The 22,874-nt window shown below is 67.5% G+C and carries 21 protein-coding genes and 1 tRNA gene; 12 read left to right on the top strand and 10 right to left on the bottom strand.

Translation table 11 applies throughout. The annotated features are described in order from the left end of the window. Positions 1 to 18 precede the first annotated feature (18 nt). The 3 genes from DMB37_RS13215 to DMB37_RS13225 all read left to right on the top strand — a co-directional run bounded on the left by DMB37_RS13215 (position 19) and on the right by DMB37_RS13225 (position 3,685). The gene (locus tag DMB37_RS13215) at positions 19 to 1,281 is read left to right on the top strand and encodes an MFS transporter (RefSeq protein ID WP_135232956.1); all 1,263 of its coding nucleotides are present in this window, start codon (positions 19 to 21) and stop codon (positions 1,279 to 1,281) included. A 76-nt stretch (positions 1,282 to 1,357) separates the two neighbouring features. Continuing rightward, on the top strand, positions 1,358 to 3,037 hold the full coding sequence (locus tag DMB37_RS13220) for an ABC-F family ATP-binding cassette domain-containing protein (RefSeq protein ID WP_135232957.1): 1,680 nt from the start codon (positions 1,358 to 1,360) through the stop codon (positions 3,035 to 3,037). 57 nt (positions 3,038 to 3,094) lie between these two features. Beyond that, complete coding sequence (locus DMB37_RS13225; RefSeq protein ID WP_135232958.1) at positions 3,095 to 3,685, top strand: TetR/AcrR family transcriptional regulator; 591 nt, start codon at positions 3,095 to 3,097, stop codon at positions 3,683 to 3,685. 67 nt (positions 3,686 to 3,752) lie between these two features. Here DMB37_RS13225 and DMB37_RS13230 read toward each other — a convergent pair. Beyond that, positions 3,753 to 3,826: transfer RNA gene (locus DMB37_RS13230), tRNA-Met, on the bottom strand. A gap of 552 nt (positions 3,827 to 4,378) precedes the next feature. On the opposite strand from DMB37_RS13230, the gene DMB37_RS13235 reads away from it, so the two are divergent. Next, positions 4,379 to 4,936: a transglycosylase family protein gene (locus DMB37_RS13235; RefSeq protein ID WP_135232959.1), complete on the top strand. Its 558-nt coding sequence runs from the start codon at positions 4,379 to 4,381 to the stop codon at positions 4,934 to 4,936. A gap of 78 nt (positions 4,937 to 5,014) precedes the next feature. Here the strand turns inward: DMB37_RS13235 and DMB37_RS13240 are convergent, their stop codons facing one another. Further along, on the bottom strand, positions 5,015 to 8,020 hold the full coding sequence (locus DMB37_RS13240; protein ID WP_135232960.1) for a UPF0182 family protein: 3,006 nt from the start codon (positions 8,018 to 8,020) through the stop codon (positions 5,015 to 5,017). 225 nt (positions 8,021 to 8,245) lie between these two features. On the opposite strand from DMB37_RS13240, the gene DMB37_RS13245 reads away from it, so the two are divergent. Further along, positions 8,246 to 8,851 carry a PPA1309 family protein gene (locus tag DMB37_RS13245; RefSeq protein WP_135232961.1) on the top strand — a complete coding sequence of 202 codons (606 nt, stop codon included), beginning with the start codon at positions 8,246 to 8,248 and terminating at the stop codon, positions 8,849 to 8,851. Between the two features lie 5 nt (positions 8,852 to 8,856). Here DMB37_RS13245 and DMB37_RS13250 read toward each other — a convergent pair whose 3' ends face one another. Beyond that, positions 8,857 to 9,882, bottom strand: a complete 1,026-nt coding sequence (locus DMB37_RS13250; RefSeq protein WP_206055248.1) for a PDZ domain-containing protein — start codon at positions 9,880 to 9,882, stop codon at positions 8,857 to 8,859. Between the two features lie 126 nt (positions 9,883 to 10,008). On the opposite strand from DMB37_RS13250, the gene DMB37_RS13255 reads away from it, so the two are divergent. From DMB37_RS13255 to DMB37_RS13275, 5 genes are all read left to right on the top strand, one after another. Further along, positions 10,009 to 11,436: a zinc-dependent metalloprotease gene (locus tag DMB37_RS13255; RefSeq protein WP_135232963.1), complete on the top strand. Its 1,428-nt coding sequence runs from the start codon at positions 10,009 to 10,011 to the stop codon at positions 11,434 to 11,436. A gap of 86 nt (positions 11,437 to 11,522) precedes the next feature. Beyond that, positions 11,523 to 12,428 (top strand): hypothetical protein, encoded by a 906-nt coding sequence (locus DMB37_RS13260; protein ID WP_135232964.1) that lies wholly within the window; start codon positions 11,523 to 11,525, stop codon positions 12,426 to 12,428. A gap of 78 nt (positions 12,429 to 12,506) precedes the next feature. Continuing rightward, positions 12,507 to 13,850 (top strand): AarF/ABC1/UbiB kinase family protein, encoded by a 1,344-nt coding sequence (locus DMB37_RS13265; protein ID WP_135232965.1) that lies wholly within the window; start codon positions 12,507 to 12,509, stop codon positions 13,848 to 13,850. Positions 13,851 to 13,953: 103 nt separating this feature from the next. Further along, positions 13,954 to 14,370: an SSI family serine proteinase inhibitor gene (locus tag DMB37_RS13270; protein WP_167768834.1), complete on the top strand. Its 417-nt coding sequence runs from the start codon at positions 13,954 to 13,956 to the stop codon at positions 14,368 to 14,370. 111 nt (positions 14,371 to 14,481) lie between these two features. Then, positions 14,482 to 15,105 carry a helix-turn-helix domain-containing protein gene (locus tag DMB37_RS13275; protein WP_240772379.1) on the top strand — a complete coding sequence of 208 codons (624 nt, stop codon included), beginning with the start codon at positions 14,482 to 14,484 and terminating at the stop codon, positions 15,103 to 15,105. Between the two features lie 130 nt (positions 15,106 to 15,235). Here the strand turns inward: DMB37_RS13275 and DMB37_RS13280 are convergent, their stop codons facing one another. From DMB37_RS13280 to DMB37_RS13290, 3 genes are all read right to left on the bottom strand, one after another. After that, complete coding sequence (locus tag DMB37_RS13280) at positions 15,236 to 15,505, bottom strand: WhiB family transcriptional regulator (RefSeq protein WP_135232968.1); 270 nt, start codon at positions 15,503 to 15,505, stop codon at positions 15,236 to 15,238. 192 nt (positions 15,506 to 15,697) lie between these two features. After that, positions 15,698 to 16,039 (bottom strand): hypothetical protein, encoded by a 342-nt coding sequence (locus DMB37_RS13285; protein ID WP_135232969.1) that lies wholly within the window; start codon positions 16,037 to 16,039, stop codon positions 15,698 to 15,700. A 110-nt stretch (positions 16,040 to 16,149) separates the two neighbouring features. Continuing rightward, entirely contained in the window at positions 16,150 to 18,324 is a 2,175-nt protein-coding gene (locus tag DMB37_RS13290; RefSeq protein ID WP_370465371.1) for an ATP-dependent DNA helicase UvrD2, read from the bottom strand. 48 nt (positions 18,325 to 18,372) lie between these two features. Here DMB37_RS13290 and DMB37_RS13295 point away from each other — a divergent pair, with 48 nt between their 5' ends. Then, positions 18,373 to 19,632, top strand: a complete 1,260-nt coding sequence (locus DMB37_RS13295) for a low temperature requirement protein A (RefSeq protein ID WP_135232970.1) — start codon at positions 18,373 to 18,375, stop codon at positions 19,630 to 19,632. On the opposite strand, the gene DMB37_RS13300 is transcribed toward DMB37_RS13295, so the two are convergent. Together DMB37_RS13300 and DMB37_RS13305 are read right to left on the bottom strand one after the other, a co-directional pair. Then, the gene (locus DMB37_RS13300; RefSeq protein ID WP_135232971.1) at positions 19,627 to 20,085 is read right to left on the bottom strand and encodes a MarR family winged helix-turn-helix transcriptional regulator; all 459 of its coding nucleotides are present in this window, start codon (positions 20,083 to 20,085) and stop codon (positions 19,627 to 19,629) included. The two genes, DMB37_RS13295 and DMB37_RS13300, sit on opposite strands and share 6 nt — an antisense overlap. A 9-nt stretch (positions 20,086 to 20,094) precedes the next feature. After that, positions 20,095 to 20,403: a hypothetical protein gene (locus tag DMB37_RS13305; protein WP_135232972.1), complete on the bottom strand. Its 309-nt coding sequence runs from the start codon at positions 20,401 to 20,403 to the stop codon at positions 20,095 to 20,097. Here DMB37_RS13305 and DMB37_RS13310 point away from each other — a divergent pair. Continuing rightward, positions 20,370 to 20,666, top strand: a complete 297-nt coding sequence (locus DMB37_RS13310; RefSeq protein WP_135232973.1) for a mycoredoxin — start codon at positions 20,370 to 20,372, stop codon at positions 20,664 to 20,666. The genes DMB37_RS13305 and DMB37_RS13310 overlap by 34 nt on opposite strands. Before the next feature lie 109 nt (positions 20,667 to 20,775). On the opposite strand, the gene nudC is transcribed toward DMB37_RS13310, so the two are convergent. After that, positions 20,776 to 21,675 (bottom strand): NAD(+) diphosphatase, encoded by a 900-nt coding sequence (gene nudC, locus DMB37_RS13315; protein ID WP_135232974.1) that lies wholly within the window; start codon positions 21,673 to 21,675, stop codon positions 20,776 to 20,778. A gap of 45 nt (positions 21,676 to 21,720) precedes the next feature. Further along, positions 21,721 to 22,776 (bottom strand): TrkA family potassium uptake protein, encoded by a 1,056-nt coding sequence (locus DMB37_RS13320; RefSeq protein ID WP_206055333.1) that lies wholly within the window; start codon positions 22,774 to 22,776, stop codon positions 21,721 to 21,723. Positions 22,777 to 22,874 lie beyond the last annotated feature (98 nt).

The raw sequence follows: 22,874 nt of genomic DNA on the forward strand, positions 1-22,874 counted from the left end.
GATCAGGAGTATGGCGGGATGATCACAACATCCGACGTCGGGCGTGAACGTCTGCGGCTGGACGAACTTCCGGTTCGTCCCATTCATCGCAAATTGGTCCTGCTCGTCGGTGCCGGATTGTTTTTCGATCTGTACGAATTGTTTCTCGCCGGGACCATTACCGGGGTGTTGAAACAAGAGATGCACCTGTCAACGTTTCAGCTCAGCGGGATCGTAGGGTCGGCGTTCGCCGGACAGTTCCTCGGCGCGCTGGTGATCGGCCGATTGTCGGATGTGTTCGGCCGGCGCCGCATGTTCATGATCAATATCGCGTTGTATTCCGGATTCACGCTGCTCGGCGCGTTCAGCCCGAACATCACGTTTCTGATGGCGACGCGGTTCCTGGCCGGACTCGGGATCGGCGCCGAGATGACGGTGTCGGACACCTATCTGTCGGAAGTTGTTCCGCCGCAGGTGCGTGGCCGGATGATCGCCATGGCGTACACGATCGGTTTCTGTGCGGTGCCGACCGTCGGGTTCCTCGCCAAGTGGCTGGTTCCGTTGCAGCCCTTCGGCATCGAGGGCTGGCGCTGGTTGTTCGTGATCGGCGGGCTCGGCGCGGCCGTGGTGGTGTTCGCGCGGCGTGACATGCCCGAATCGCCGCACTGGATTGCTCGCCAGCAGAACAAAACCGCCCTCACGCCGTTCAGTGCGATCCTCCGGCCGCCCTATCGGGCGAGGACCACACTGTTCTCCGCCGTGATGATCCTGCAGGTCTTCGGTTACTACGGGTTCGGCACCTTGGCGGTACTCGTGCTGGACCGCAAGGGATTCGAGGTGGTGACCTCCCTGAGCTACTTGGCCGTCACCTATCTCGGCTATCCGCTGGGCTCATTGCTGGCGATCCCGTTGATGGAGCGGATCGAACGCAAGCACCTGGTCATGGGAACCGCCACGTTGATGGCGATCTTCGGCCTCACCTTCGGCTTCGCCACCAGCGTGCCGCTGATCCTGTTGTCGGGCGGGCTGTTCACGGTGGCGAGCAACGTCTTCTCCGATGCCATCCACGCCTACCTACCCGAGTCGTTCCCCACCGCGGTACGCGGAACCGCCTCCGGTGCAACCTATTCGCTGTCGAAGGTCAGCACCGCCCTCCTGCCGTTCCTGCTGCTTCCGCTGTTGGACCGCCCGAACGGGCCGGGCCTGGTGTTCTCGGTGATCACCGTCGCGCTGCTCACCATGGTTGCCCTGGTCGGCATCTGGGGCCCGCTCACCGGCAGGAGGGCGCTGGACGCGGAGTGAGCAGCCGCCGCTGAGGACTTCGCCTGGCATCAGAAAACAGCTCGTCTATTTATCACACCCGTGATACTTTCGCCGCATGGGACACATCGACATCAACGGGATCGGGTACACCCTTCCCGACGGTCGCGTTCTGCTGGAAGAGATTTCGTTCCGCGTCGGCGAAGGGGCGAAGGTCGCTCTGATCGGCGCGAACGGTTCCGGGAAGACCTCGCTGCTGCGCATCATCGCCGGAGATCTGACGCCCAGCGCCGGCGCGGTGACGCGCAGCGGCAGCCTCGGCGTCATGCGGCAGTTCATCGCCCGGGACGACGCCGACGTGCGCGACCTGCTGTTGTCAGTCGCGCCGCCGCGACTGCGCCGGGCTGCGGCGACGGTAGCTGCGGCGGAGGCGAAGATGTTGGCGCGCAACGACATCGACACACAGATGGGGTACGCGTCCGCGCTCGCCGAATGGGGCGACGCGGGCGGATACGACGCCGAGGTGCTGTGGGATGTGTGCACCATCGAAGCGCTCGGCGTGCCGTTCGACCGATGCCTGCGGCGTGCGGTGCGGACGCTGTCCGGTGGCGAGCAGAAGCGTCTCGTGCTGGAGGCTTTGCTGCGCGGCACGGACGAGGTGCTGCTGCTGGACGAGCCGGACAACTTCCTCGATGTGCCCGGCAAGCGCTGGCTGGAGAGTCGGCTGATCGAGACGCCGAAGAGCGTGCTGTACGTCAGCCACGACCGCGAGCTGCTCGCCCGCTCCGCGCAGCGCATCGTCACCGTCGAGCTCGGCACGGCCGGGAACAGCGCGTGGGTGTACCCGGCCGGGTTCGAGACGTATCAGGCAGCGCGCGCCGACCGGTTCGCGCGACTCGACGAGCTGCGACGGCGATGGGACGACGAGCAGCTCAAGCTCCGAGAACTGGTGCAGATGTATAAGCAGAAGGCCGCCTACAACTCGGACATGACGTCGCGATACCGCGCGGCGCAGTCCCGCCTCGCACGGTTCGAGGAGGCCGGACCACCCGAAGCGCAGCCACGGCAGCAGCACGTAGCGATGCGGTTGCGCGGCGGGCGGACCGGTAAGCGCGCCGTGGTGTGCGAGAGCCTCGAGCTCACCGGCTTGATGCAACCGTTCGACCTGGAGGTCTGGTACGGCGATCGGGTTGCCGTGCTCGGCGCCAACGGCTCGGGCAAGTCGCATTTCCTACGGCTGCTCGCCGCCGGTGGCACCGACCCGGATCCCGAGCATCGACCGGTCGGCGACCTGACCGTCGAACCGGTGTCACACACCGGGCGGGCGCGGCTCGGTGCGCGGGTGCGCCCAGGATGGTTCGCGCAGACACACGGCCGCCCCGATCTGGCCGGCCGCACGCTGCTGTCGATCCTGCACCACGGTGACGAGCATCGGGCCGGGTTGCCGCGTGAAGAGGCGTCCCGGGTGCTGGCCCGATACGAACTGGCAGGCGCGGCGGAGCAGACGTTCGACTCGCTCTCCGGCGGGCAACAGGCTCGGATGCAGATCCTGCTGCTCGAGCTCGGCGGTGCGACACTGCTGCTGCTGGACGAACCGACCGACAACCTCGATCTCGTCTCCGCCGAGGCCTTACAGCAGGCGTTGAACAGCTTCGACGGAACTGTGCTGACGGTCACGCACGACCGGTGGTTCGCCAAGGACTTCGACCGCTTCCTCGTCTTCGGCGCCGATGGTGGCGTCTACGAATCGGCCGAGCCGGTGTGGGACGAAGGACGCGTCGCCCGCCACCGAGCCTGATCCGCCACCAACGGTGTTGCGCCCCAGCGTTTATCACAGCTGCGCTACATTGACCCGATGCCAGCTCGAATCGACGCCGAACAGCGGCGCAGGCACGTCGTCGAGGCGGCCTTCCGCCTCGTCGTCGCCGAAGGCCTCGACGGCCTTTCGCTGCGCAAGGTCGCCGTCGAATCAGGATTGAACATCGGGTCGGTACGGCACTACTTCGATGACCACCAGGACCTCCTCGCCGCCGCGGCAGCCGAGGTCGGCGACCGCATGGGGCAACGACTTTCCCGCCACCCCATCGCGGCGTTGCGCGACTTGACCGGCCGACGTGCCGTCGACGCCCTGCAGTCACTACTCGAAGAGCTACTGCCGATCGACGAGGAACGCCGAGTCGAGTCGATCGTGCTGCTGGAGTTCATCGTCGCCGCCCGGACGAAGCCGGTGTTCCGCCCGGTCACCGAGCAGATGGCCGCCGATCTGCGCCAGGCGGTCACCGATGCCCTGCGCGCCCTCGCCGTCCCCGAGCCGCGCGAGCAGGCCGAACTGCTCACCGCGATCATGGAAGGGCTGAGCCTCGACGCGGTGACGCCGCACGGTTCGCTGACGGTCGAGCGCCTACGAAAGACGCTTCGGGCACATCTGCGTTCGCTGCTCGGCTGACGAGATCCAGCAGCTCTCGACATAAGAAAAGAGGCTCCCGGAGTGATCCGGAAGCCTCTTCCATTTGTAGCGGGGACAGGATTTGAACCTGCGACCTCTGGGTTATGAGCCCAGCGAGCTACCGAGCTGCTCCACCCCGCGTCGGTAAACACAACATTACACACGGGTTCACGTCGATGCCAAATCGCCTGGTCGGCGGGCATATTTGCGATGACTGAGCGCCATCGCGGCGGGCGTCCCGGCTGCCGGAAAACGAGCCGGAGACCAGCACCACACCTGGCCGACGCCGGCGAGCCGTGCCCGAAGCACCCGGTTTCGCTATGCCGATGGGCCTATCACTGCCTACGGCAACCGCTTAAACGTGATCCGGGTCACTATATCGTAGTGATCTCGAACACATAACGTTGCTATAACAGACCGTCCAGAATGCGTGTCGATGATATTTCCGACCTGCGCAAAGGATGATATTCGGGTTATTCACTTCATGCAATGCGAGTGTTATCAAGACGTGATCTGCCGAGATTTCTTCGTTACCGTGCGTTCACGGCCCGGATCATCCGTGAAGGGCTCGAACTCGAACCGTTCGTATACCGGCGACCCTGTCCCGCGGTTCGAGGATCCCCGACAACCTGGGGGCAGGGGCCCGGCAGCTGGACCGCCGAGGCTGGTAGGCGCAGGGAGGGAAATGCACTTATGACTGAGAACCGGAAGTTCAACGCCCGCGCCCTCGGCTTTGCCGCTGTTACCGGCGCCCTTGTTGCCGTCCCGTTCGCATTCTCCACCGCGACCGCATCCGCCGCGCCCGCCCACGACTGGGACGGCGTTGCACAGTGCGAGAGCGGCGGCAACTGGGGCATCGCCACCGGCAACGGCTACTACGGCGGCCTGCAGTTCTCGCCGAGCACCTGGGCGGCCAACGGCGGCCAGGGCTCGGCCCACACCGCAAGCAAGGAAGAGCAGATCCGCGTCGCGGAGAACGTGCTCGCCACCCAGGGTGTCGGCGCGTGGCCGTCCTGCGGCAAGTACCTGCGCCCGGGCACCTCCGCCCCGGAGCCCGAGGCCGTCGTGGAGCCGGAACCGGCCCCCGAGCCCGCCGCCCCCGCCCTGCCGCTGCCGGGCAGCTCCAAGGCGCTGGTCGACCAGGCCAAGGCCGTGGGCAGCGACCTGGCCAAGCAGCACGGCCTGGAAGCCCAGTACCTGCAGATCCTGGAGCAGAACGGCTCGCTGATCGAGGCGATCGCCGGCCGATAAGCGCCTGCTGCACAACGAAAGCGGCGCTGCTGTCCCTGGGGACAGCAGCGCCGCTTCGTGTTTCGGCTCGGACCTACCTCAGCGACCGGCGTCCTGGTACGCCTTGGCTGCGGCGTCCAGCTCGTCGAGCGCCTTGCCCAATTCCTGGAAGTTGCCTGAGCGCATGGCATTTCGCAAAGCGTCGATCTTCCGGTTCAGCTCAGCGGCTGCGGCGTCCTTGGCGGGCGACGAGCCGGGTGGCGGGGCGACACCGCCCGGCGGCGGGGCGGGAGTGCCGCCGGTGTTCGGCGGCGGGGTGGTGCCTTCCGCGGGTGGCGGGACGCTACCGGGGCGCGGCCGAGTACCGGAATCGCCACCGAACGGAGTGGCCAACGCACCGCTGCCAGGCAGCACCTGGTTCAACGCCTCGGCCAAAGTCGAGGCGTAGCCCACCTTTACGCTGCCCGCGTCATCCCGGTAACTCACCAGGACGCGCAGCAGCTGCGGGAAGGTCGCGGTGTTCGCTCCGGTGTTGCGTTCGTTGTAGAACGGCTCCACGTAGAGGATGCCGCCGTCGGCGATCGGCAGGGTCAGCAGGTTGCCATATTTGATCTTGTTCGAGTTGGACAGCAGCGTTTTCTCCCTGGAGACTTCCGGCGCCGTCGTCATCCGGTTCTGAGTCTGCTGCGGGCCGAGGGTCTGCGTATCGGTCGGCAATCGCAGGATCGTGAACTTGCCGTAGTCGTCCGGATCCGACCGCACCGAGATATACGCCGACAGGAACTGCCGGTTGTAGCCGACCATGGCACTGGTCAGATTGAAGACCGGCTTGTTCCCGCCCTTCGAGTCACCCAGCAACACGTAGTAGGGCGGCTGGTTGGCCGGTGCGCCACCCTCGATCGTCGGATCGGCCGCCACCGACCAGAAGGCGTTGTTGGTGAAGAACTCTCGCGGATCATCGACGTGGTACTTCGTCAACATCTCGCGCTGCACCTTGAACAGATCCTCCGGATACCGGAAGTGCGCGCGCAACTCCGGAGTGATCTCGCTCTCCGGCTTGACCGCCCCGGGGAACACGCCGCGCCATGCCTTCAGCACGGGATCCTTCGAGTCCACCTCGTACAGGTTCACCGTGCCGTCGTAGGCGTCGACGGTGGCCTTCACCGAGTTGCGGATGTAGCTGACCTCCTTGCGCGGAATCAGCCTGCCGGTCTTCTTGTCGATGCTGTCCTCGATGCCGTCCAGCGAGGTCTTCTGCGCGTACGGGTAGTTGTCGAGGGTGGTGTAGGCATCCACGATCCACTGGATCCGGCCGTCGACGACCGCCGGGTAGGCATTGCCGTCGGTGGTCAGCCACGGCGCCACCTTCTGCACTCGGTCGCGCGGGTCGCGATTGAAGATGATCTTGGAGTTGTCGCCGATGGCCGAGGAGAACAGAATGTTGCGCTCGGCGTACTTGGCGGCGAAGGCGAGCCGGTTGAACCAGTTGCCGATCGGCACGCCACCCTTACCGTCGTAGGTGAACTGCGCGGTGTCGGAGTCGTATTCACGGGGCCGCTGGCCTTCCGTGGTGCCGACGATCGAGTAGTCCGGGGTGGCCTGCGAAATCACCTCGCCGAAATAGATGCGCGGCTGGTCTACCTTGATCCGCTGCTTGTCCTTCGGCGTGAACAGGTCGCTGACCATGAAGATCGGGTAGCCGCTGTCGCTGCTGCCGCCTGCCGCGTTCGGATCGTCGGACTGCGGCTTGTTGACCCGGTTCGCCGGCGCGGCCACGAAACCGTTGCCGTGGGTGTAGACGGTGTGCTGGTTGATCCAGTCCTTCTGGTTACCGCTCAACGCCGCGGGCGAGAGCTCGCGCGCGGCGACGATGTAGTCCTGCACATCGCCGTCGAGGTTGTAGCGGTCGATGTCCAGCGACTCGGGGAAGCCGTAGAAGTTCTTCAGCTGGCGCAGCTGAGTGAAGGTGGGCGACAAGATGTTCGGATCGAGCAGTCGGGCATTGCCGATGGTCGCGGCGTCGACCGGCACGTCCAGCGGGTTCTTCTTGCTCTCACCCTTGTAGTCCTGATACGTGATCTTGTCGTCGGTGATCCCGAACGCCTGCCTGGTCGCGGCGATATTGCGTTGGATGTATTCGCTTTCCTTGTCCGCGGCGTTCGGGCGCACCGAGAACTGCTCGACCACCAGCGGCCATACCGCGCCGACCAGGATCGAGGACAGCACGAGCAGCGCCGCCGCCATCGCGGGCACCCGCAGATCGCGCAGCACGATGCCTGCGAAGAAGGCGAGCGCGCAGATCACCGCGATGGAGAGCAGGATCAGCTTGGCGGGCAGCACCGCGTTGATGTCGGTGAAGGAACCACCGGTGAAGGTGGGCTCCTTACGGCTGCTCATCAACAGCTCATAGCGATCGAACCAGTACGCGATCGCCTTGAGCAGCACGAAAAGCCCGGCCAGCACGGCCAATTGGATGCGCGCGGCGCGGGTCAGCGTACCCTCGCGACCACTCAGCCGCAGACCGCCGAAGATGTAGTGCGTCACCAGGCTGGCGAAGAACGCGATGACCACCGCGACGAACAACCAGTTCAGCACCATCCGATACAGCGGCAGCTCGAAGGCGTAGAAACTGACATCGAGATGGAACTGCGGGTCCTCCTGGCCGAAGTTGCTGCTGTTCAGGAACAGCTGCACCGTGACCCAATTCGACTGCGCCACCAGACCGGACAGCAGCCCGAGCAGCACCGGAATGCCGACCCCGAACAACCGCAGCCTGCTCATCACCGTGGTGCGGTAGCGCGCGATCGGATCGTTCGGCCCGGCCACCGGCACGAACACCGGCCGGGATCGATAGGCCATCAGCAACGCCAGCCAGACGATCACGCCGACGAAGATCGCCACGCCGACGAACAACAGGATCCGGGTCACCAAGACCGTGAGATACACCTCGCGGAAACCGACTTCGCCGAACCACAACCAATTGGTATAGGTGTCGGTCAGCCGTGGACCGAGTAGCAGCAACGCCGCTAAGGCAATGGCCGCCAGCAGCAGCACGCGGCTGCGTCGGGAAAGCGAAGGTAAGCCGGTGGGGGGCCGCATGCCCACGATGCCACTCTCCAAGGTCCGGCGGCACTCGCGCCGATACAGCAGGCCGAGACGCCGCAGTCCGATGTTGCGGGGTGGTCCTTACGGACCGTCGGGGCCCACTCTACGGAATCGGACACTGATCACATGCTCTGCCCGCGATTCGACGCTCGAAAACTCGCTCGTGGCGCAAAATTGAGCGTCAAGCTCGGGTTTGTGAATAGCGTGTCCGGTCGATTTGATTGGATGTCCCCCGTGACCCCCGCAGATCTGCACGCCGAATTGGTTCTCGCCCGCGCCGTCCGGGAGGTGGCCGATTTCGTCGACGCCGAAGGGTGGGGAAGACCGCCGCAGATGTTCGCGCTGGTGCCCACCGCCGACCTGGTCGCGGCGCAGCCGGAGCTGCTCGAAGAGGTCGACGAGGCGGCGGAACTCACTCCTGTTGCGCAGGAGTCATATCCGGACGAGGTGACCGGCGGCTCGGTGGCGCTGGACGAGTACCTCGCGACCACCAGCTGGCCGCCCGCCGTCCAGGGTTGTGTGCTGGTGCAGGAGATCGTGGTGCTGCCGCCGGATGCCGAGTCCACCCTGGACGAGGCGCTGGTGCCGCTGCTCGCCGACCACGAGGCGGCCGACGCCGCCGCCAGGGCCGCGGCCGAGTCGCATCCGGAGCGGCGCGAGGCCCGCCTGTTCGCCGCGGTGCTGCGCGAGGGCGCGTCGCTGAGCCTGCTGCAGTTGCGACCCGAGGAGGACGCCGACGACTTCGGCGATCTGGACCTGCGCACCTACCCGAACCTGGCGCCCAACCTCATCGACGCGCTGCACGCCACCCTGGAGTGGGCAGGCGACTGACCGGCTCAGCCGCAGCTGACGGTCTCCTTGCCCGCGTTGATGTCGTTGAGCGATTGCACGGCGCCGGTGAGGTTTTCGACCTTGACCAGGCGCAGCCCCTCGGGGGTTCGCTGCTTGGCCTCGTTGCAGTTCGCGGCGGGCACCATGAAGGTCTCCGCGCCCGCGTCGCGCGCGGCCATCATCTTGTACTGGATGCCGCCGATCGGGCCGACCTTGCCCTCCTGATCGATGGTGCCGGTGCCCGCGACGAACTTGCCGCCGTCGAGCTCGCCGGGAGTGAGCTTGTCGATCAGCGCGAGGCTGAACATCAGCCCGGCCGACGGTCCGCCGATGTCGGCGAGATTGAAGAACACCTGCAGCGGCGGGCGCGCGCCCTCCCCCGGTGTCACGCCGAGGTAGCCCTTGTCCTTGTCGTCGGGTCGCGCGCCGAGGGTCACCTGCAGGGTCTGCTCGGCGTTCTCCCGGCGCACCTGCACGGTCAGCTGCGCGCCCGGCGGCTGCTCCGACACGGCCGTCACCACGTCCTTCGGCGCGGCGATCGGCGCGCCGTTGATGCTGATGATCTCGTCGCCGGCTTTCAGCACGTCCTTGGCCGGGCCGTCCTCGGCCACCTTGCGCAGCAGCACCACCGTCGGCATGTTCAGGTAGTGCAGCGCCGCGACCTCGGCGTTGCCCTCGGAATCCTTGAAGTCCTGCTGGTTGGACTTGTCGATCTCGTCCCGCGACACCCCGGGCGGGTAGACCTCGGCGCGCGGCACCAGCCCGTGCTTGCCGCTCACCCAGAAGCCGAACGCCTCGAAGATGCTCAACCCGTCGCGCACCGACACGGTGGTCATATTGAGATGACCCGTCGTCGGGTCCACCTCGGTGCCGCGGACGTCGACCACCTCTTTGCCGTCGACCTTGCCGAGGGTGTTGAAGGTGGGGCCGGGGCCGAGTGCGACGAACGGCACAGTGAGCACGCTGCCGAGGGCGCCGAGCACGAGCACCGGGATCAGGGCGGCCACCAGGGTGAGGATCCGACGATTCACCTGGACCACAGTAGTGATGGCCGCCGTCGGAGGACGCCGGAGGCGCACATTCGATGCTCCCGCGCGTCCCCGGTTTCGCGCCGCGCGAACATCAAGTGCCTGCACTACACGCGTAATGTTGGCCGTATGAGTGACGTCCCCTTCGGATTTTCGGACCGCGACGACGACGACCGCAAGCGCGGTGACGAGCCGGGCGGTCCCGAGTCGAATAATCCGTTCGGAGTCGGTGGGCCCGGCGGCGGCTTCGATCCGTCACAGCTCGGCCAGATGTTGACCTCGCTCGGTCAGATGCTCAGCGGCATGGGTCAGCCCGGTTCGGCGCAGGCCGGTCCGGTGAACTACGACGTCGCCAAGCGACTCGCCCGCCAGCAGCTCGGGTCGAGCGTGACCCCGGTGTCGGCGAGCACCGCGAGTGCCATCGCCGATGCCGCGCACCTCGCCGAGCTCTGGCTCGACGGCGCGACCACCCTGCCCGCGGGCGCGACCAAGACCGTCGCGTGGACCGCCAACGACTGGATCGAGGAGACGCTGTCCACCTGGCAGCGGCTGTGCGACCCGGTGGCGCAGCAGATCTCGGGCATGTGGACCGCGTCCCTGCCGGAGGAAGCCAAGGAGTTCGCGGCGCCGATGGTGGGCATGCTCGGTCAGATGGGCGGCCTCGCCTTCGGTTCACAGCTCGGTCAGGCGCTCGGCCAGCTCGCCAAGGAGGTGCTGACCTCCACCGACATCGGCCTGCCGCTCGGCCCGACCGGTACCGCCGCGCTGCTGCCCGCCGCGATCTCGGACTTCAGCGCGGGCCTGGAGCAGCCGGAGAGCGAGATCATGGTGTTCCTCGCCGCGCGGGAAGCGGCGCACCAGCGGCTGTTCGGTCACGTGCCGTGGCTGCGCCAGCAGGTGCTCGCCGCGGTCGAGGACTACGCGCGCGGCATCCGAATGGACTTCTCCGCGCTGGAGGAAGCCGCCCAGGGCATCGACCCGATGGCGCTGACCGATCCAGGCAAGCTCGAGGAAATCCTGTCGCAGGGCGCGTTCGAGCCGCAGACGACGCCGGAGCAGAAGCAGGCGCTGGAGCGGCTGGAGACGCTGCTCGCGTTGATCGAGGGCTGGGTGGAGGTCGTGGTCACCGACGCCGTCGGCGATCGACTGCCCGGCGCGGGTGCACTGGCCGAGACCCTACGGCGCCGCCGCGCCACCGGTGGTCCCGCCGAGCAGACCTTCGCGACCCTGGTCGGGCTGGAGCTGCGGCCGCGCAAACTGCGCGAGGCCGCCGCGCTGTGGCGCAGGCTCACCACCGACGCGAGTGTGGAGAAGCGCGACGGCGTCTGGGCCCATCCGGACCTGCTGCCCGACTCCAACGACCTGGACTCCCCCGCCGGCTTCATCGACGCGGTGATCGGCGGCGGCACCACCGCGTTCGACGATCCGCTGGCGCAGCTGGCGGAGACCGAGGCGCGCGAAAAGGCCGAGCGGGACAAGACCGGCGCGGCCGATCCGGGTGCGGACGACAACGAGCCCGGGCCGGACCTGGGCAAGGACAGCGGCCCGTCCGCCTGAGTGTCCTGTTGATAGCCACGAATCCCTGTGCATAACTACGGGATTCGTGGCTGGTCGGCGGGTGCGGGGTCCGCATACTGCCGGGCATGACCTCACTGTGTCGTGGCCCGCTGCTGCCCCCGCAGATCGCCGTGCTGGTGCGTCCGTCCGGCGTCGTACAACTCGGCTGGCATCCCGAGACCGCCCTGCTCCTCGACCCCGCCGGGCTCGACGCCGACACCGTGCTCGCCTTCCTGCGCCTGCTGGACGGGACGCAGACGCGACCCCAAATCGTCTGGCGCGCCGGGGAATGCGGCATCGAACCGGACCACGCGATGGCGCTGCTGGACGTGCTGGACCAGGCCGGACTGCTCGAGCATCCCGAGGACAGCGGCGGGCGGATCAGGTCGGTGCGGGTGCACGGGCTCGGCCCGATGTCCGACGCGATCACCACGGGCCTGCGCAAACTCGGTGTGCGGCCGAGCCGTTCCCGCGACTACCGGCCGCACGCGGCCCCGGTGTCCGGCTGGCAGACCGACCTGGTGGTGCTGGCCGATGTGCTGGTCGCCGACCCACGGCTCACCGACGATCTCGTGCAGCACCGGATCGCCCATTTGCCGGTGCGGATCCGCGACGGCCGCGGCGTGATCGGCCCGCTGGTGCTGCCGGGCGCGACCAGTTGCCTGCGCTGTGCCGATCTGCTGCGCGCCGACTACGACGCGGACTGGCCGCACATGGCCGCGCAGTTGCTCGGCCGGGTCGGCCACGCCTCGCCCGCCAAGATCGCGGCCACCGCGGCCCTCGCGGTCAGCGAGGTGGAGGCCGTCCTGGCCCTGTCGACCCGCCGATCACCGGCCACCTTGGACGCGACACTCGAGGTCGACCTGGACGCGTACCTGCTCGATCGGCGGCATTGGCCGCGGCACGAGGACTGCGGATGCCGTCGAATTCCGGCCGGGCTCACCGCGTGTCGAGATCGCTCGGATACCCCGACCGCGGTGGAGTCCGAGTGATCGGGGTCACTGCCATCAGCGGTGTCTATTGCAAGATTGCCGTGGCTAAGAAGTGCTTCCTTCCGCCATGATGGGTACGTGTCTGAGATCGTGCGCCGTCGCTCGTCCCGTAACGCCAAGTTGGCCAAGATTCCGCTCGGCATCGCCGGGCGGGCCGCCGTGGGGTTCGGTAAGAAGCTGGCCGGTGGCGACAAGTCCGAGATCAACGCGCAGCTGAACCAGAAGGCCGCTGAGCAGCTGTTCACCGTGCTCGGTGAGCTCAAGGGCGGCGCGATGAAGTTCGGGCAGGCCCTCAGCGTGATGGAAGCCGCCGTGCCCGAGGAGTTCGGCGAGCACTACCGCGAGGCACTCACCAAGCTGCAGGCCGCCGCGCCGCCGATGCCCGCCGAGACCGTGCACCGGGTGCTCGATCAGCAACTGGGCACCCAGTGGCGACAGCGGTTCCAGGAGTTCGACGACAGCCCCGCCGCGTCGGCCAGCATCGGCCAGGTGCACAAGGCGGTGTGGTCGGACGGGCGCACCGTCGCGGTGAAGGTGCAGTACCCCGGCGCCGACGAGGCGTTGCGCGCGGACCTCAAGACGTTGAACCGGATGACCGGACTGCTCGCCTCGGTCATCCCCGGCGCCGATGTGAAGCCGATCCTGGCCGAGATCACCGAGCGCACCGAGGAAGAGCTCGACTACCGCAACGAGGCGGCCAATCAACGCGCCTTCGCCAAGGGTTTCGACGGGCACCAGGAGATCGTGGTGCCCAAGGTGGTCGCCAGCGCGCCGAAGGTGATCGTCACCGAATGGCTGGACGGCACCGCCGTCTCCTCGATCATCCAGGCCGGTGCCGCGGATCCCGAGGGCACCCGCGAGCTGCGTAACCGAGTCGCGACCCTGATGGGCCGGTTCCACTTCTCCTCCCCCGAGACCGTCGGCCTGCTGCACGCCGACCCGCATCCCGGCAACTTCATGATGCTCGCCGACGGCAAACTCGCGGTCATCGACTTCGGCGCCTGCGCGCCGCTGCCGAACGGCTTTCCCCCCGTGCTCGGCCGAATGCTCGCGCTCGCGGTCGAGGAGCGCTTCGAGGAACTCACCGAGCTCATGTACGACAACGGCTGGGTCATCCCCGGCCGCACCGTCACCCATCAAGAGATCGCCGACTACCTGCGCCCGTTCACCGACCCGATCAAGTCCGACTCGTTCCACTTCACCCGCAAGTGGATGCAGCGGGTCGCGGGCAAGGCCTCCGACATCTCCAGCCAGGAGATGAAAACCGCACGCGCCCTGCAACTTCCGGCGGAATACGTGATGATCTTCCGGGTGCTCGGCGGCTCCGTCGGCATCCTCGCCCAGCTCGACGCCGAGCTGCCGTTCATGGAACTGGTCCGCACCTGGATGCCGGGTTTCCGCGAGGAGCGCACGGTCAGCTGAATCTGGTGACCCGGCCCGCGACGCGAATTGCGGGATGCGGGGTCGCCGGTCGATTACCCTCATCCTCGGCTCGGATCGTCTCCGTCGACGAAGGGTGATGACCATGTCGCGCACCGGTCGGATAGTCGGTGTCTCGATCGGCGCGGCCGCGGCGCTGGGGGTATCGATGGCGCCGGTCGGTGCCGAACCCGCCGCCGAGGCGCAGTCGGTGGTCTCGCTGTCGGTGGGGCCGGGAGTATCGACCGAGGTGGGTGGCAAACGCGTCGTCAGCCTTATTTGTGCACCGAGGATCGGCGGCACCCATCCGAAAGCCGAGCAGGCCTGTGCGAATTTGGCGGCGGCCGACGGCAATATCCGGGCACTCGCCGATTTCACCGTGCCGCCGCTGTGCTCCCAGGATTTCGTGCCGGTGGTCGCCGCCATCGACGGCGTCTGGCGCGGCGAACCGGTCTCCGACCATGGCTTCTTCTCGAACGAGTGCGTCTTGCACGCCACCACGGTCGCGGTCTTCGACTTCTAGGCAGCATCCGGACGTCGCTGGGAAGTATTCGGATCAGTGTGATGTAAACACGCGGATTCAGTACCGCACTCCTGCCACTGTGCGATGGGATCGAGAGAGGTTTTTCGGCAGGTGCGGTACGGAAGCGACGACCAGGCGCGGTGGCCTGGACTCGGCAACGTCGTGCACGACCGCAGGCGTGCGGCTCGGCTCACGCTGGCCCAACTAGCGGCGAAGACCGAATTGTCGCAATCATTTCTGAGCCAATTGGAGAACGGGCGCACCAACACCAGCCTGCGCTCGCTGCAACGCATCGCCGACGCGCTCAGTACCACGGCAACGGAGCTACTGGCGGCGGCCGACAGCACACCCGGCTCGGTGATCGTGCGCGCGGGCGAGGGCAGCCTCGATCAAACCGATTGGGACAACGACGGTTCGGTGCGGTCGCTGGTGCACGGCGCCAGGGAGCTGCGGGCGCTCGAGTTCACCGGCGGAACCAGGCGGGGCGAGCGCGAATTCACCCATGGCAACGACGAACTGATCTATGTGGTCTCCGGGACGATCACGGTCGTCGCCAGTGGCGAAGAGGTGATCCTGTCCACCGGAGACTCCTATTACTGCCCGTCGGGCGTGCGCCACCGCTGGTGGGCGCACGCCGACGACACCAGAACACTATTGCTCGCCGTTGCCGACGGGCTGACGGTCCGCCGGGCACCCCACGGGCCACGGCGAACCGGACTTCCAAAACCCCTGTAGCACAACGCAAACGAGCCGCCCACCGGGCAACGGTGAGCGGTTCGTCTGCTTTCTCGTTCGTTGGCTCGGCCCGTGTCAGGACCAACCGAATCGAGCACATCGACCGGAGGGAGGGAAGCTACTCCCGGATTCATGCCGGGACCGCGATCTTGCGCGGACGGCCGCGCGGGCGCTTGCGGGCGATGACGACTCCCTGTTCGAAGATTTCGCCACCCCAGACACCCCACGGCTCACGCCGATCCATGGCTGCGGTCAAGCAGCCCTTCCGGATGGGGCAACTGGCGCACAGCGCCTTGGCCTGCTCCAACTGGTTAGGGCTCTCGGCGAACCAGAGATCGGGATCTCCGGCACGGCAAGGCAGAACCTTGTTGACCTCCCTGGCCCGGGTGATGGGGGCCACGGTTCGGCATGTCACGTCAGTAGTGGCCTCTGGCCATTCCTGGGCGGTGAACACGTCGTTCTCCTTCAGCTCGTTGCAGCGGTTCGTTGTGTTGTCCGCGAAACCGGTGCCGGCTGGCTGAAGGGCCGAAAAAGATTGGCCACGGTTTCGCTTCGTGCGATCCGTGGCCAGGAGGTCTGGGAGGGAGATTCCCTACCTAGGTATTCGACATCTCTGCCGAGTCCTGATCACGATCGCTTGGTTTGCGGGGCGGAGGCGTGCTGCCTGCAGATCCGCCGGCTCATAACCGGCCTCTGCGGCGATGACGACAACGTTGTCTGCCGTCGTGGTGACGACAGACGGGTGCCAGCTACCCGCGTTGGGCTTGTCCTGCATGACGGTGCAGCCATGGGCATGCATGGGCGCGAGTTGCGCCTGCGTGCCGAACGCACCGATTTCGGACAGACCGATCCCCTGCAAGGCGAGGATCCCCCGGGAGGCCGACATGGGTGTAGTCACCGCAACGTCGCTGCCGCTGAAGTAATTGATGTTCACGTCTGCCTCCCTCCATAACTCGTTGTGTCTGATGACTGTGCGCGCCGGGATGACCTCCCGGTGCGTAGAACCCACCATAGGCAAGTTCGCCAAACGGTACAACCTATTTTCTACCTGCGGTTTTGGGGTCTTGCGCGCAGCCGTGACGCGATGATCGCGAGCACGTCGGCGCCGTACTGTTCGAGCTTCTTCGCGCCGATCCCGGCGATCGCGGCCAGCGCGGCGTCGTCACCTGGGAGTTGTTCGGCGATGGCGGTCAGCGTGGTGTCGGTGAACACCACGAATTCGCGCACCTGCAGTGCCTGCGCCTTCTCCGCGCGCCACTCCTGCAGTGCCACCAGCAGCTCGGCGTCGAGGTCGGCCGGACAACGGCGACAGCGGCCGAGCATAGTCGCATAGGTGCCGATGAGTGGCTTCGCACACACTCGGCAGGTGGGGCGGATGCCCTTCGCGGTTTCCGAGACCGGCGCCGCGATCCGGGACGCCGGGGAATCGTCGGGCACGAGGCCGTTGAGGAACCGGGACCGGCGCCGGGTGCGCCGCTTGCCCTCGCCGCGGGCCAGCGCCCAGGACAGCTGCAGATGTACCCGCGCCCTGGTCACGCCGACATAGAGCAGCCGCCGTTCCTCTTCCAGTTTCGCCTCGTCGCCGACCGAGCCGTCGTCGGCGAGCACGTGCGCGATCGGCAGGGTGCCGTCGGCGACGCCGACCAGGAAGACCGCGTCCCACTCCAGCCCCTTGGCGGCGTGCAGCGAGGCGAGCGTGACGCCCTGCACGGTCGGTGGGTGCCGCGCCTCGGTCCGGGCGGCCAGCTCGCGCAGCAGGCCGGGCAGGTCGAGCTTTTCGTCGTGCTCGACCAGTTCCTCGGTCAAGGTGACCAGCGCGACGAGCGAGGCCCACTTCTCCCTGGCCTGGACACCGGCCGGTTCCGCCGTGGTCAGGCCGAGCGGGGCCAGCACCGCGCGCACCAGGGTGACCAGCGCGACGCCGCTGCGCGCCTCGCCCGGCAGGTCGTCGCGCGAGGCGGCTTGGCGCAGCGCCGAAACAGCCTGCCGCACTTCGGGACGCGAGAAGAAGCCCTCACCACCGCGCACCTGATACGGGATGCCGCGTTCGGTGAGCGCCTGCTCATAGCTCTCGGACTGGGCGTTGATCCGGTAGAGCACGGCGATCTCGGCGGCGGGCGTGCCCGCATCGATCAGCCGCTTGATCGACTTCGCCACCGCGGCGGCCTCGGCGGGGCCGTCCTCGAACTCGGCGAAGACCGGCTCGGGTCCGTCCGGGCGCTGGCCGATCAGTTGCAGCCGGGTGCCCGCGATGCGGCCCCGTGCCACACCGATCACCCGGTTCGCCAGCGACACCACCTGCGGGGTCGAGCGGTAGTCGCGTTCCAGGCGGACCACGGTGGCGTCGGGGAAGCGGCGGGAGAAGTCGAGCAGGTAGCCGGGGGTCGCGCCGGTGAACGAGTAGATCGTCTGGTTGGCGTCGCCGACCACGGTCAGGTCGTCGCGGTCGCCGAGCCAGGCGTCGAGCACGCGCTGCTGCAGCGGGGTGACGTCCTGGTACTCGTCGACGACGAAACTGCGATAGCGGCCGCGGAATTCGTCGGCCACCGCCGGATAGTCCTCCAGCGCCGCCGCGGTGTGCAGCAGCAGATCGTCGAAGTCGAGCAGCAGTCCGTCCGGCGTGGCCTTGAGCTTCTCGTAGCCCGCGTAGACCTCGGCGACCCGTAGCGCGTCGTACGGCGTCTCGCGGCGGTTCTTGGCCACCGCCGCCGGATAGTCCTCGGGGGCGATGAGCGAGGCCTTCGCCCACTCGATCTCGCTCAGCAGGTCACGCACGCTGTCGGTGGCCGAGGAGAGCCCCGCCCGGTTCGCCGCCTGCGCGACGATCGGGAACTTGCCGTCGATCAGCCGCCACGGCACGTCGCCGACGATCTGCGGCCAGAAGTATTTCAGCTGGCGCAGCGCGGCCGCGTGGAAGGTGCGCGCCTGCACCTGGTTCGCGTCACCACCCAGGCCGAGGGCGCGCAACCTGTTGCGCAGCTCCCCCGCCGCCCGTGCGGTGAAGGTCACCGCCAGCACCTGATCGGCCTTCACATGTCCAGCGGAGACCAGGTGCGCGATGCGATGGGTGATGGTCCTAGTCTTGCCGGTGCCCGCCCCCGCGAGTACGCACACCGGACCCCGTGGCGCGCGCACGGCGGCGGCCTGTTCGGGGTCGAGCGAATCCAGCTCGAGGCCGGTCGGTCGGTGTGTACTGGTTGACGACACGGCACCCATCATGACAGTGACCGCCGACAACTCACGCGGCCCGCGCAATACTCTCCCCTGGTGGCACACGACACGCCGTCAACGGACGTACAACCGACCGACCGGCATGCGACCTGGATGGAACTGTTCTTCGACCTGGTCGCGGTCGCCGGGATCGGTCAGCTCACCCATCTGCTGCACCGCGGGCCCTCGCTCGGCGACTTCGGCCTGTATCTGCTGCTCTACCTGGCCTTCTGGACGGCCTGGGCATGCATGATGCTGTACGGCAACATCGCACGCGACCGCACCAGGATCCGGCTGATGCTGGCGGCGATGCTCGGCCTCGGCGTGATGGCGAGTGCGGTCGCGGGAATTCCGGACCGGCACGCGACCACCTTCGCGGCGGTCTACGTGCTCGTGCGCATGGTCGCCGCGCAGGTCTGGGGCCGCGGCACGCTGGTGGTCGACTGGCCGATCGCGCAGCTGTCCATCGGTGTGTTGCCGTGGATCGTCTCGCTGTGGGTGCCCGAGCCGTGGAAGTACGGCCTCTGGGCGCTCGGCCTCGCGCTGGATCTGTGGCTGATGTTCGCGATGACCGGCGAGCGGATGCTGGCGGGCGCGCAGCAGGCGATCGATCGCAGGCTGGGCAACTCGCGCCGCTTCCGGAATGTCGAGCCGCCGAAAATCAAGGCGCTGCATGCCGATTCGGCGCATCTCGGCGAACGCCTCGGGCTGTACGTGATCATCGTGCTCGGCGAGGGTGTCATCGCGGTGATCGCCGCGGTGGGCGGCGTGCGGTGGCACGCACCGGTGCTCGCCCTCGGCTTCGGCGCGTTCGTGGTCCTGGCGAGCTTGTGGGCGCTGACCCTGATGTACGGCTTCGTGCCGCGCCTGATGATCGGCGGCGACCCGGACGGCTCGATACCGAGCCAGTACGCGATGGCGATGCACTGCTGGATCACCGCGGCGATCGCCACGATCACCGCGGGTCTCGGGCTGGCCGTCGAACACGCGGACGGGCACGTGTCCACCGGCATCGGCTGGTCGCTCGGTGGCGGCGCGGCCGCGTATTTCGTGATCACCGGACTCGGCGGCGCGCGCAGCGGGGCGGGGTGGCGCTGGCTGCTGACCTGGCCGCTGCCGTGTGCGGTGCTCGCGGTGCTGCTCGGTGCGTTCGGCCCGCACCTCGGCGCGCTCGGGCTGGTATACGGCGTGGTGGCCCTGTTCCTGTGGGCGGTGCTGTGCCAGACCTATGCCGCAGGACAGTGGGGCGTCGGTCCCGATCGCCGCAGGCGGTGGCGGCGGCCGAAGCACGGTCTCGGGATCGACGAGGTGCTATAGCCGCCGGTCGCGTAATCGCCGCAGGTCGACACCGAATTGCCCGGTCCGCGGGCCGAGCGGACCGAAGAACTCGCGGTCACAGGCTTGCACCGCGACCACCGCCCGATTCGCCAGTGCCGCACCGGCTTCGGTGGGCACCAGCGACTTCGCCCGCCGATCACTCGGATGATCGCGCCGCTCGACCAGGCCCTTCTGCTCGAGTACGCGCAGCACCTGGGAGGTCATCATCGGATCGGTGGCGGCCTGCGCGGCGAGGTCACGCTGCATGACCGGATCACCGGCGACCGCAAGGTAGGTGAGCGACGTGAGCAGCACGAACTGCACGTGGGTGAGCTCGAATGGTGCCAGCGCCGCGCGCTGGGCGGCCTGCCAGCGGTTGGTCACCTGCCAGAGCAGCAGGCCCGGACTTTCGCCGGCGTGCTCGAATTCGCTGCGTAGCCCATTGTTTCGCATCGGCCTGCCTCACTCGCCTGACATCGCTGCCGCGATCACCGCATGGTCGTGTTCGGTGAGTTGTATCAGGCCGCGGCGCAATATCATTCCCCAGTTCGGGGTGCTCGTCAGCGCCAGTTCGCCGCGCAGGTCGTTGATCGGGACCTCCGTGGCCGCGGTCCGATAGCTGACCGAGCGGCGCCACGGTTGGAAGCAGCTGCCGTCCGGCAGGTCGACCGGGTCGGCCTGCCAGGCGGGGCGGTCATCGATGGTGCCGATCGAGGTGCAGGCACGGATCGACGACCATGCGGAACACCATCGGCCCTGGCAGCGTTGCATCCTTCGTGACTGACGCAACCCCCGACCTGACGATGTACTCGACCACCTGGTGCGGTTACTGCCGCAGGCTGAAGAAGCAGCTGGACGAGTCCGGTATCAGCTACATCGAGATCGACATCGAACAAGATCCGGCGTCGGCCGAGTTCGTCGGCAGCGTCAACGGCGGCAACCATGTGGTGCCGACGGTGAAGTTCGCGGACGGCTCGACGGCGACCAATCCGTCGCTGGTGGACGTCAAGAAGGCGCTCGCCGCACTAGCCTGATCAGCCCGCGTGCCAACTCGGCACGCAACGGTTTCCGCAAGTCCTGCTCAATACCCGTATCCGCGCGGGCAGTCTCCGGCCCGCCGCGGTCCTTTCGCGTGCGCCGAACTCAGTCGAGCGCGGCCCAGGATTCCATGATGGTGCGGGCAATGGAGATCGACCCCGGCAGCAACAGCCGCGCGCCCGAACCCTGCGCCGACCAGTCGCCCGCCGCCAGCGCCGCGCGCACCTCGGCCCGGGTGAACCAGTGCGCCTCGGCGATCTCCCCGTCGGAGAAGACCAGCGGCTGCGCCGGATCGCCGACCGCCGCGAACCCGAGCATCAGCGAGCGCGGGAACGGCCAGGGCTGGCTACCCAGGTAGTGGATGTCGCGGACATCGACGCCGACCTCCTCCTTCACCTCCCGCTCGACGCACCGCTCCAGCGACTCCCCCGCCTCGACGAACCCGGCGAGCAGCGAGAACAGCGTCTCCGGCCAGCTGTGCTGGCGCGCGAGCAGCACCCGGTCGGCGCCGTCGTGAATCAGGCAGATGACCGCGGGATCGATCCGCGGGAACTCCTCGTAACCGCTCTCGGTGACCCGCGACCAGCCACCCTTGCTCGACGTGGTGGCGGTGCCGTCGGCGCTGTTGAATCCGGCCTTGTCATGCCAGTTCAGCAGGGCGACCGCGGTGGAGAGCACCCCGGCGGTGAGATCGTCGACCGTGTTCGACATGCCGCGCAGATCGGTCAGCGAGCCCGTGAGCTCCCGGTCGCGCACGGCCCACAGGTGCACACCGTCGATACCGAGGAACACCGCGTCGGGGCTCGGCTCGGGCGACAGGTCGATGGCCTTGTCCAGGACGAGCGCGCCGTTCTCGAATCTGACCTGGCCGCGCGCGTTCACCCGCAGCAGCTTGGCATCGCGCCAGCCTTCCAGGAGGGCCTGCGCGTCGGCCCGAGTCTCCTCGGCGCGATCGAGCACGGAACGGGACAGCAAGGGCACACCATTGAGCTGAAAGACCGGCACCCTCCGAGACTATCGCGCCGAACGCCCAGCACCCGTGGCGCGGCCTTACTTGGCCGTGCGGCGGATGTAGAGCAGCTTGTCGCTGCCCTCGAGCGAGTCCACTTCCGGCTCGCCCACCCGGACCAGCACGCCCGCGCGCACCACGCCGAGCACGATGTCGCTCAGATGCCGTGGGGAGCCGCCGATCTCCGAGGGGTCGACATCGCGCTCGGCGATCGCGAACCCCTCCTCCGGGGTGAGCAGGTCCTCCATCATCTCGACCACCGAGGGCGTCGTCGTCGCGACGCCGAGCAGCCGACCGGCCGTCTCCGAGGAGACCACCACCGAGTCGGCGCCGGACTGCCGGACCAGGTGGGTGTTCTCCGCCTCGCGGATCGCGACCACGATCTTGGCGCTCTTGGTGAGCTCACGGGCGGTCAGGGTGACCAGCACCGCGGTGTCGTCGCGGTTGGTCGCGACCACCACCGAGGACGCGTTCTGCACACCGGCCAGCCGCTGCACATCGGACTGGGTCGCCGAGCCGTGCACCGTCACCAGGCCCGCGTTCGCGGCCGCCTCCAGCGCGATCACATCGGTGTCGACCACCACGATGTCGGCGGGCTGGACATTGTCGCCGAGCATCGCGTCGATCGCGGTCCGCCCCTTCGTGCCGTATCCGACGACCACGGTGTGATTGCGCACGCTGTGCCTCCATCGCTGAATCTTGAAAGCCTGCCGGGACCGTTCCGTCAGCACGCCGAGGGTGGTACCGACGAGAACAATGAGGAACAGCACACGCAGCGGCGTGATGATGATGATGTTGGCCAGTCGCGCCTGCGGCGTGATCGGCGCGATATCGCCGTAACCGGTGGTCGACAGCGACACCGTGGCGTAATAGAACGCGTCGAGAAACGACAGCGGATCGCCGGAATTGTCGCGGTAACCGTCCCGGCCGATGAACACCACCATCGCGGCGGCGAACAGCAGCCCGATCGCGAACAACACGCGGCGGGTCAGCGAAATCCACGGGCTGGTCTGCACTTCCGGGATGCGCAGCACGCCGACCAACGCGAAATGCGGGCGATTCGACAGCCCGAGCGTGCGCGCCCGATCACCGAACAGCGGACTCACCCGCCCTGGTATTCAACGAGCCGGCTGTACCCGGCTCTGCTTGTCCCTCCAGCACAGCACGGGAGCCTACCTGTTTCCCGGGATACCAC

This window comes from Nocardia sp. CS682 (genome assembly GCF_004634405.1).
Lineage (GTDB): Bacteria > Actinomycetota > Actinomycetes > Mycobacteriales > Mycobacteriaceae > Nocardia > Nocardia ninae.

Bases quoted from the DNA above. Each gene is read 5' to 3' on its own strand.
- DMB37_RS13225 (WP_135232958.1), top strand. From the start codon at position 3,095: ATGCCAGCTCGAATCGACGCCGAACAGCGGCGCAGGCACGTCGTCGAG.
- DMB37_RS13255 (WP_135232963.1), top strand. From the start codon at position 10,009: ATGAGTGACGTCCCCTTCGGATTTTCGGACCGCGACGACGACGACCGC.
- DMB37_RS13270 (WP_167768834.1), top strand. From the start codon at position 13,954: ATGTCGCGCACCGGTCGGATAGTCGGTGTCTCGATCGGCGCGGCCGCG.
- DMB37_RS13215 (WP_135232956.1), top strand. From the start codon at position 19: ATGATCACAACATCCGACGTCGGGCGTGAACGTCTGCGGCTGGACGAA.
- DMB37_RS13310 (WP_135232973.1), top strand. From the start codon at position 20,370: ATGCGGAACACCATCGGCCCTGGCAGCGTTGCATCCTTCGTGACTGAC.
- DMB37_RS13300 (WP_135232971.1), bottom strand. From the start codon at position 20,085: ATGCGAAACAATGGGCTACGCAGCGAATTCGAGCACGCCGGCGAAAGT.
- DMB37_RS13290 (WP_370465371.1), bottom strand. From the start codon at position 18,324: ATGATGGGTGCCGTGTCGTCAACCAGTACACACCGACCGACCGGCCTC.
- DMB37_RS13260 (WP_135232964.1), top strand. From the start codon at position 11,523: ATGACCTCACTGTGTCGTGGCCCGCTGCTGCCCCCGCAGATCGCCGTG.
- DMB37_RS13235 (WP_135232959.1), top strand. From the start codon at position 4,379: ATGACTGAGAACCGGAAGTTCAACGCCCGCGCCCTCGGCTTTGCCGCT.
- DMB37_RS13220 (WP_135232957.1), top strand. From the start codon at position 1,358: ATGGGACACATCGACATCAACGGGATCGGGTACACCCTTCCCGACGGT.
- DMB37_RS13245 (WP_135232961.1), top strand. From the start codon at position 8,246: ATGTCCCCCGTGACCCCCGCAGATCTGCACGCCGAATTGGTTCTCGCC.
- DMB37_RS13305 (WP_135232972.1), bottom strand. From the start codon at position 20,403: ATGCAACGCTGCCAGGGCCGATGGTGTTCCGCATGGTCGTCGATCCGT.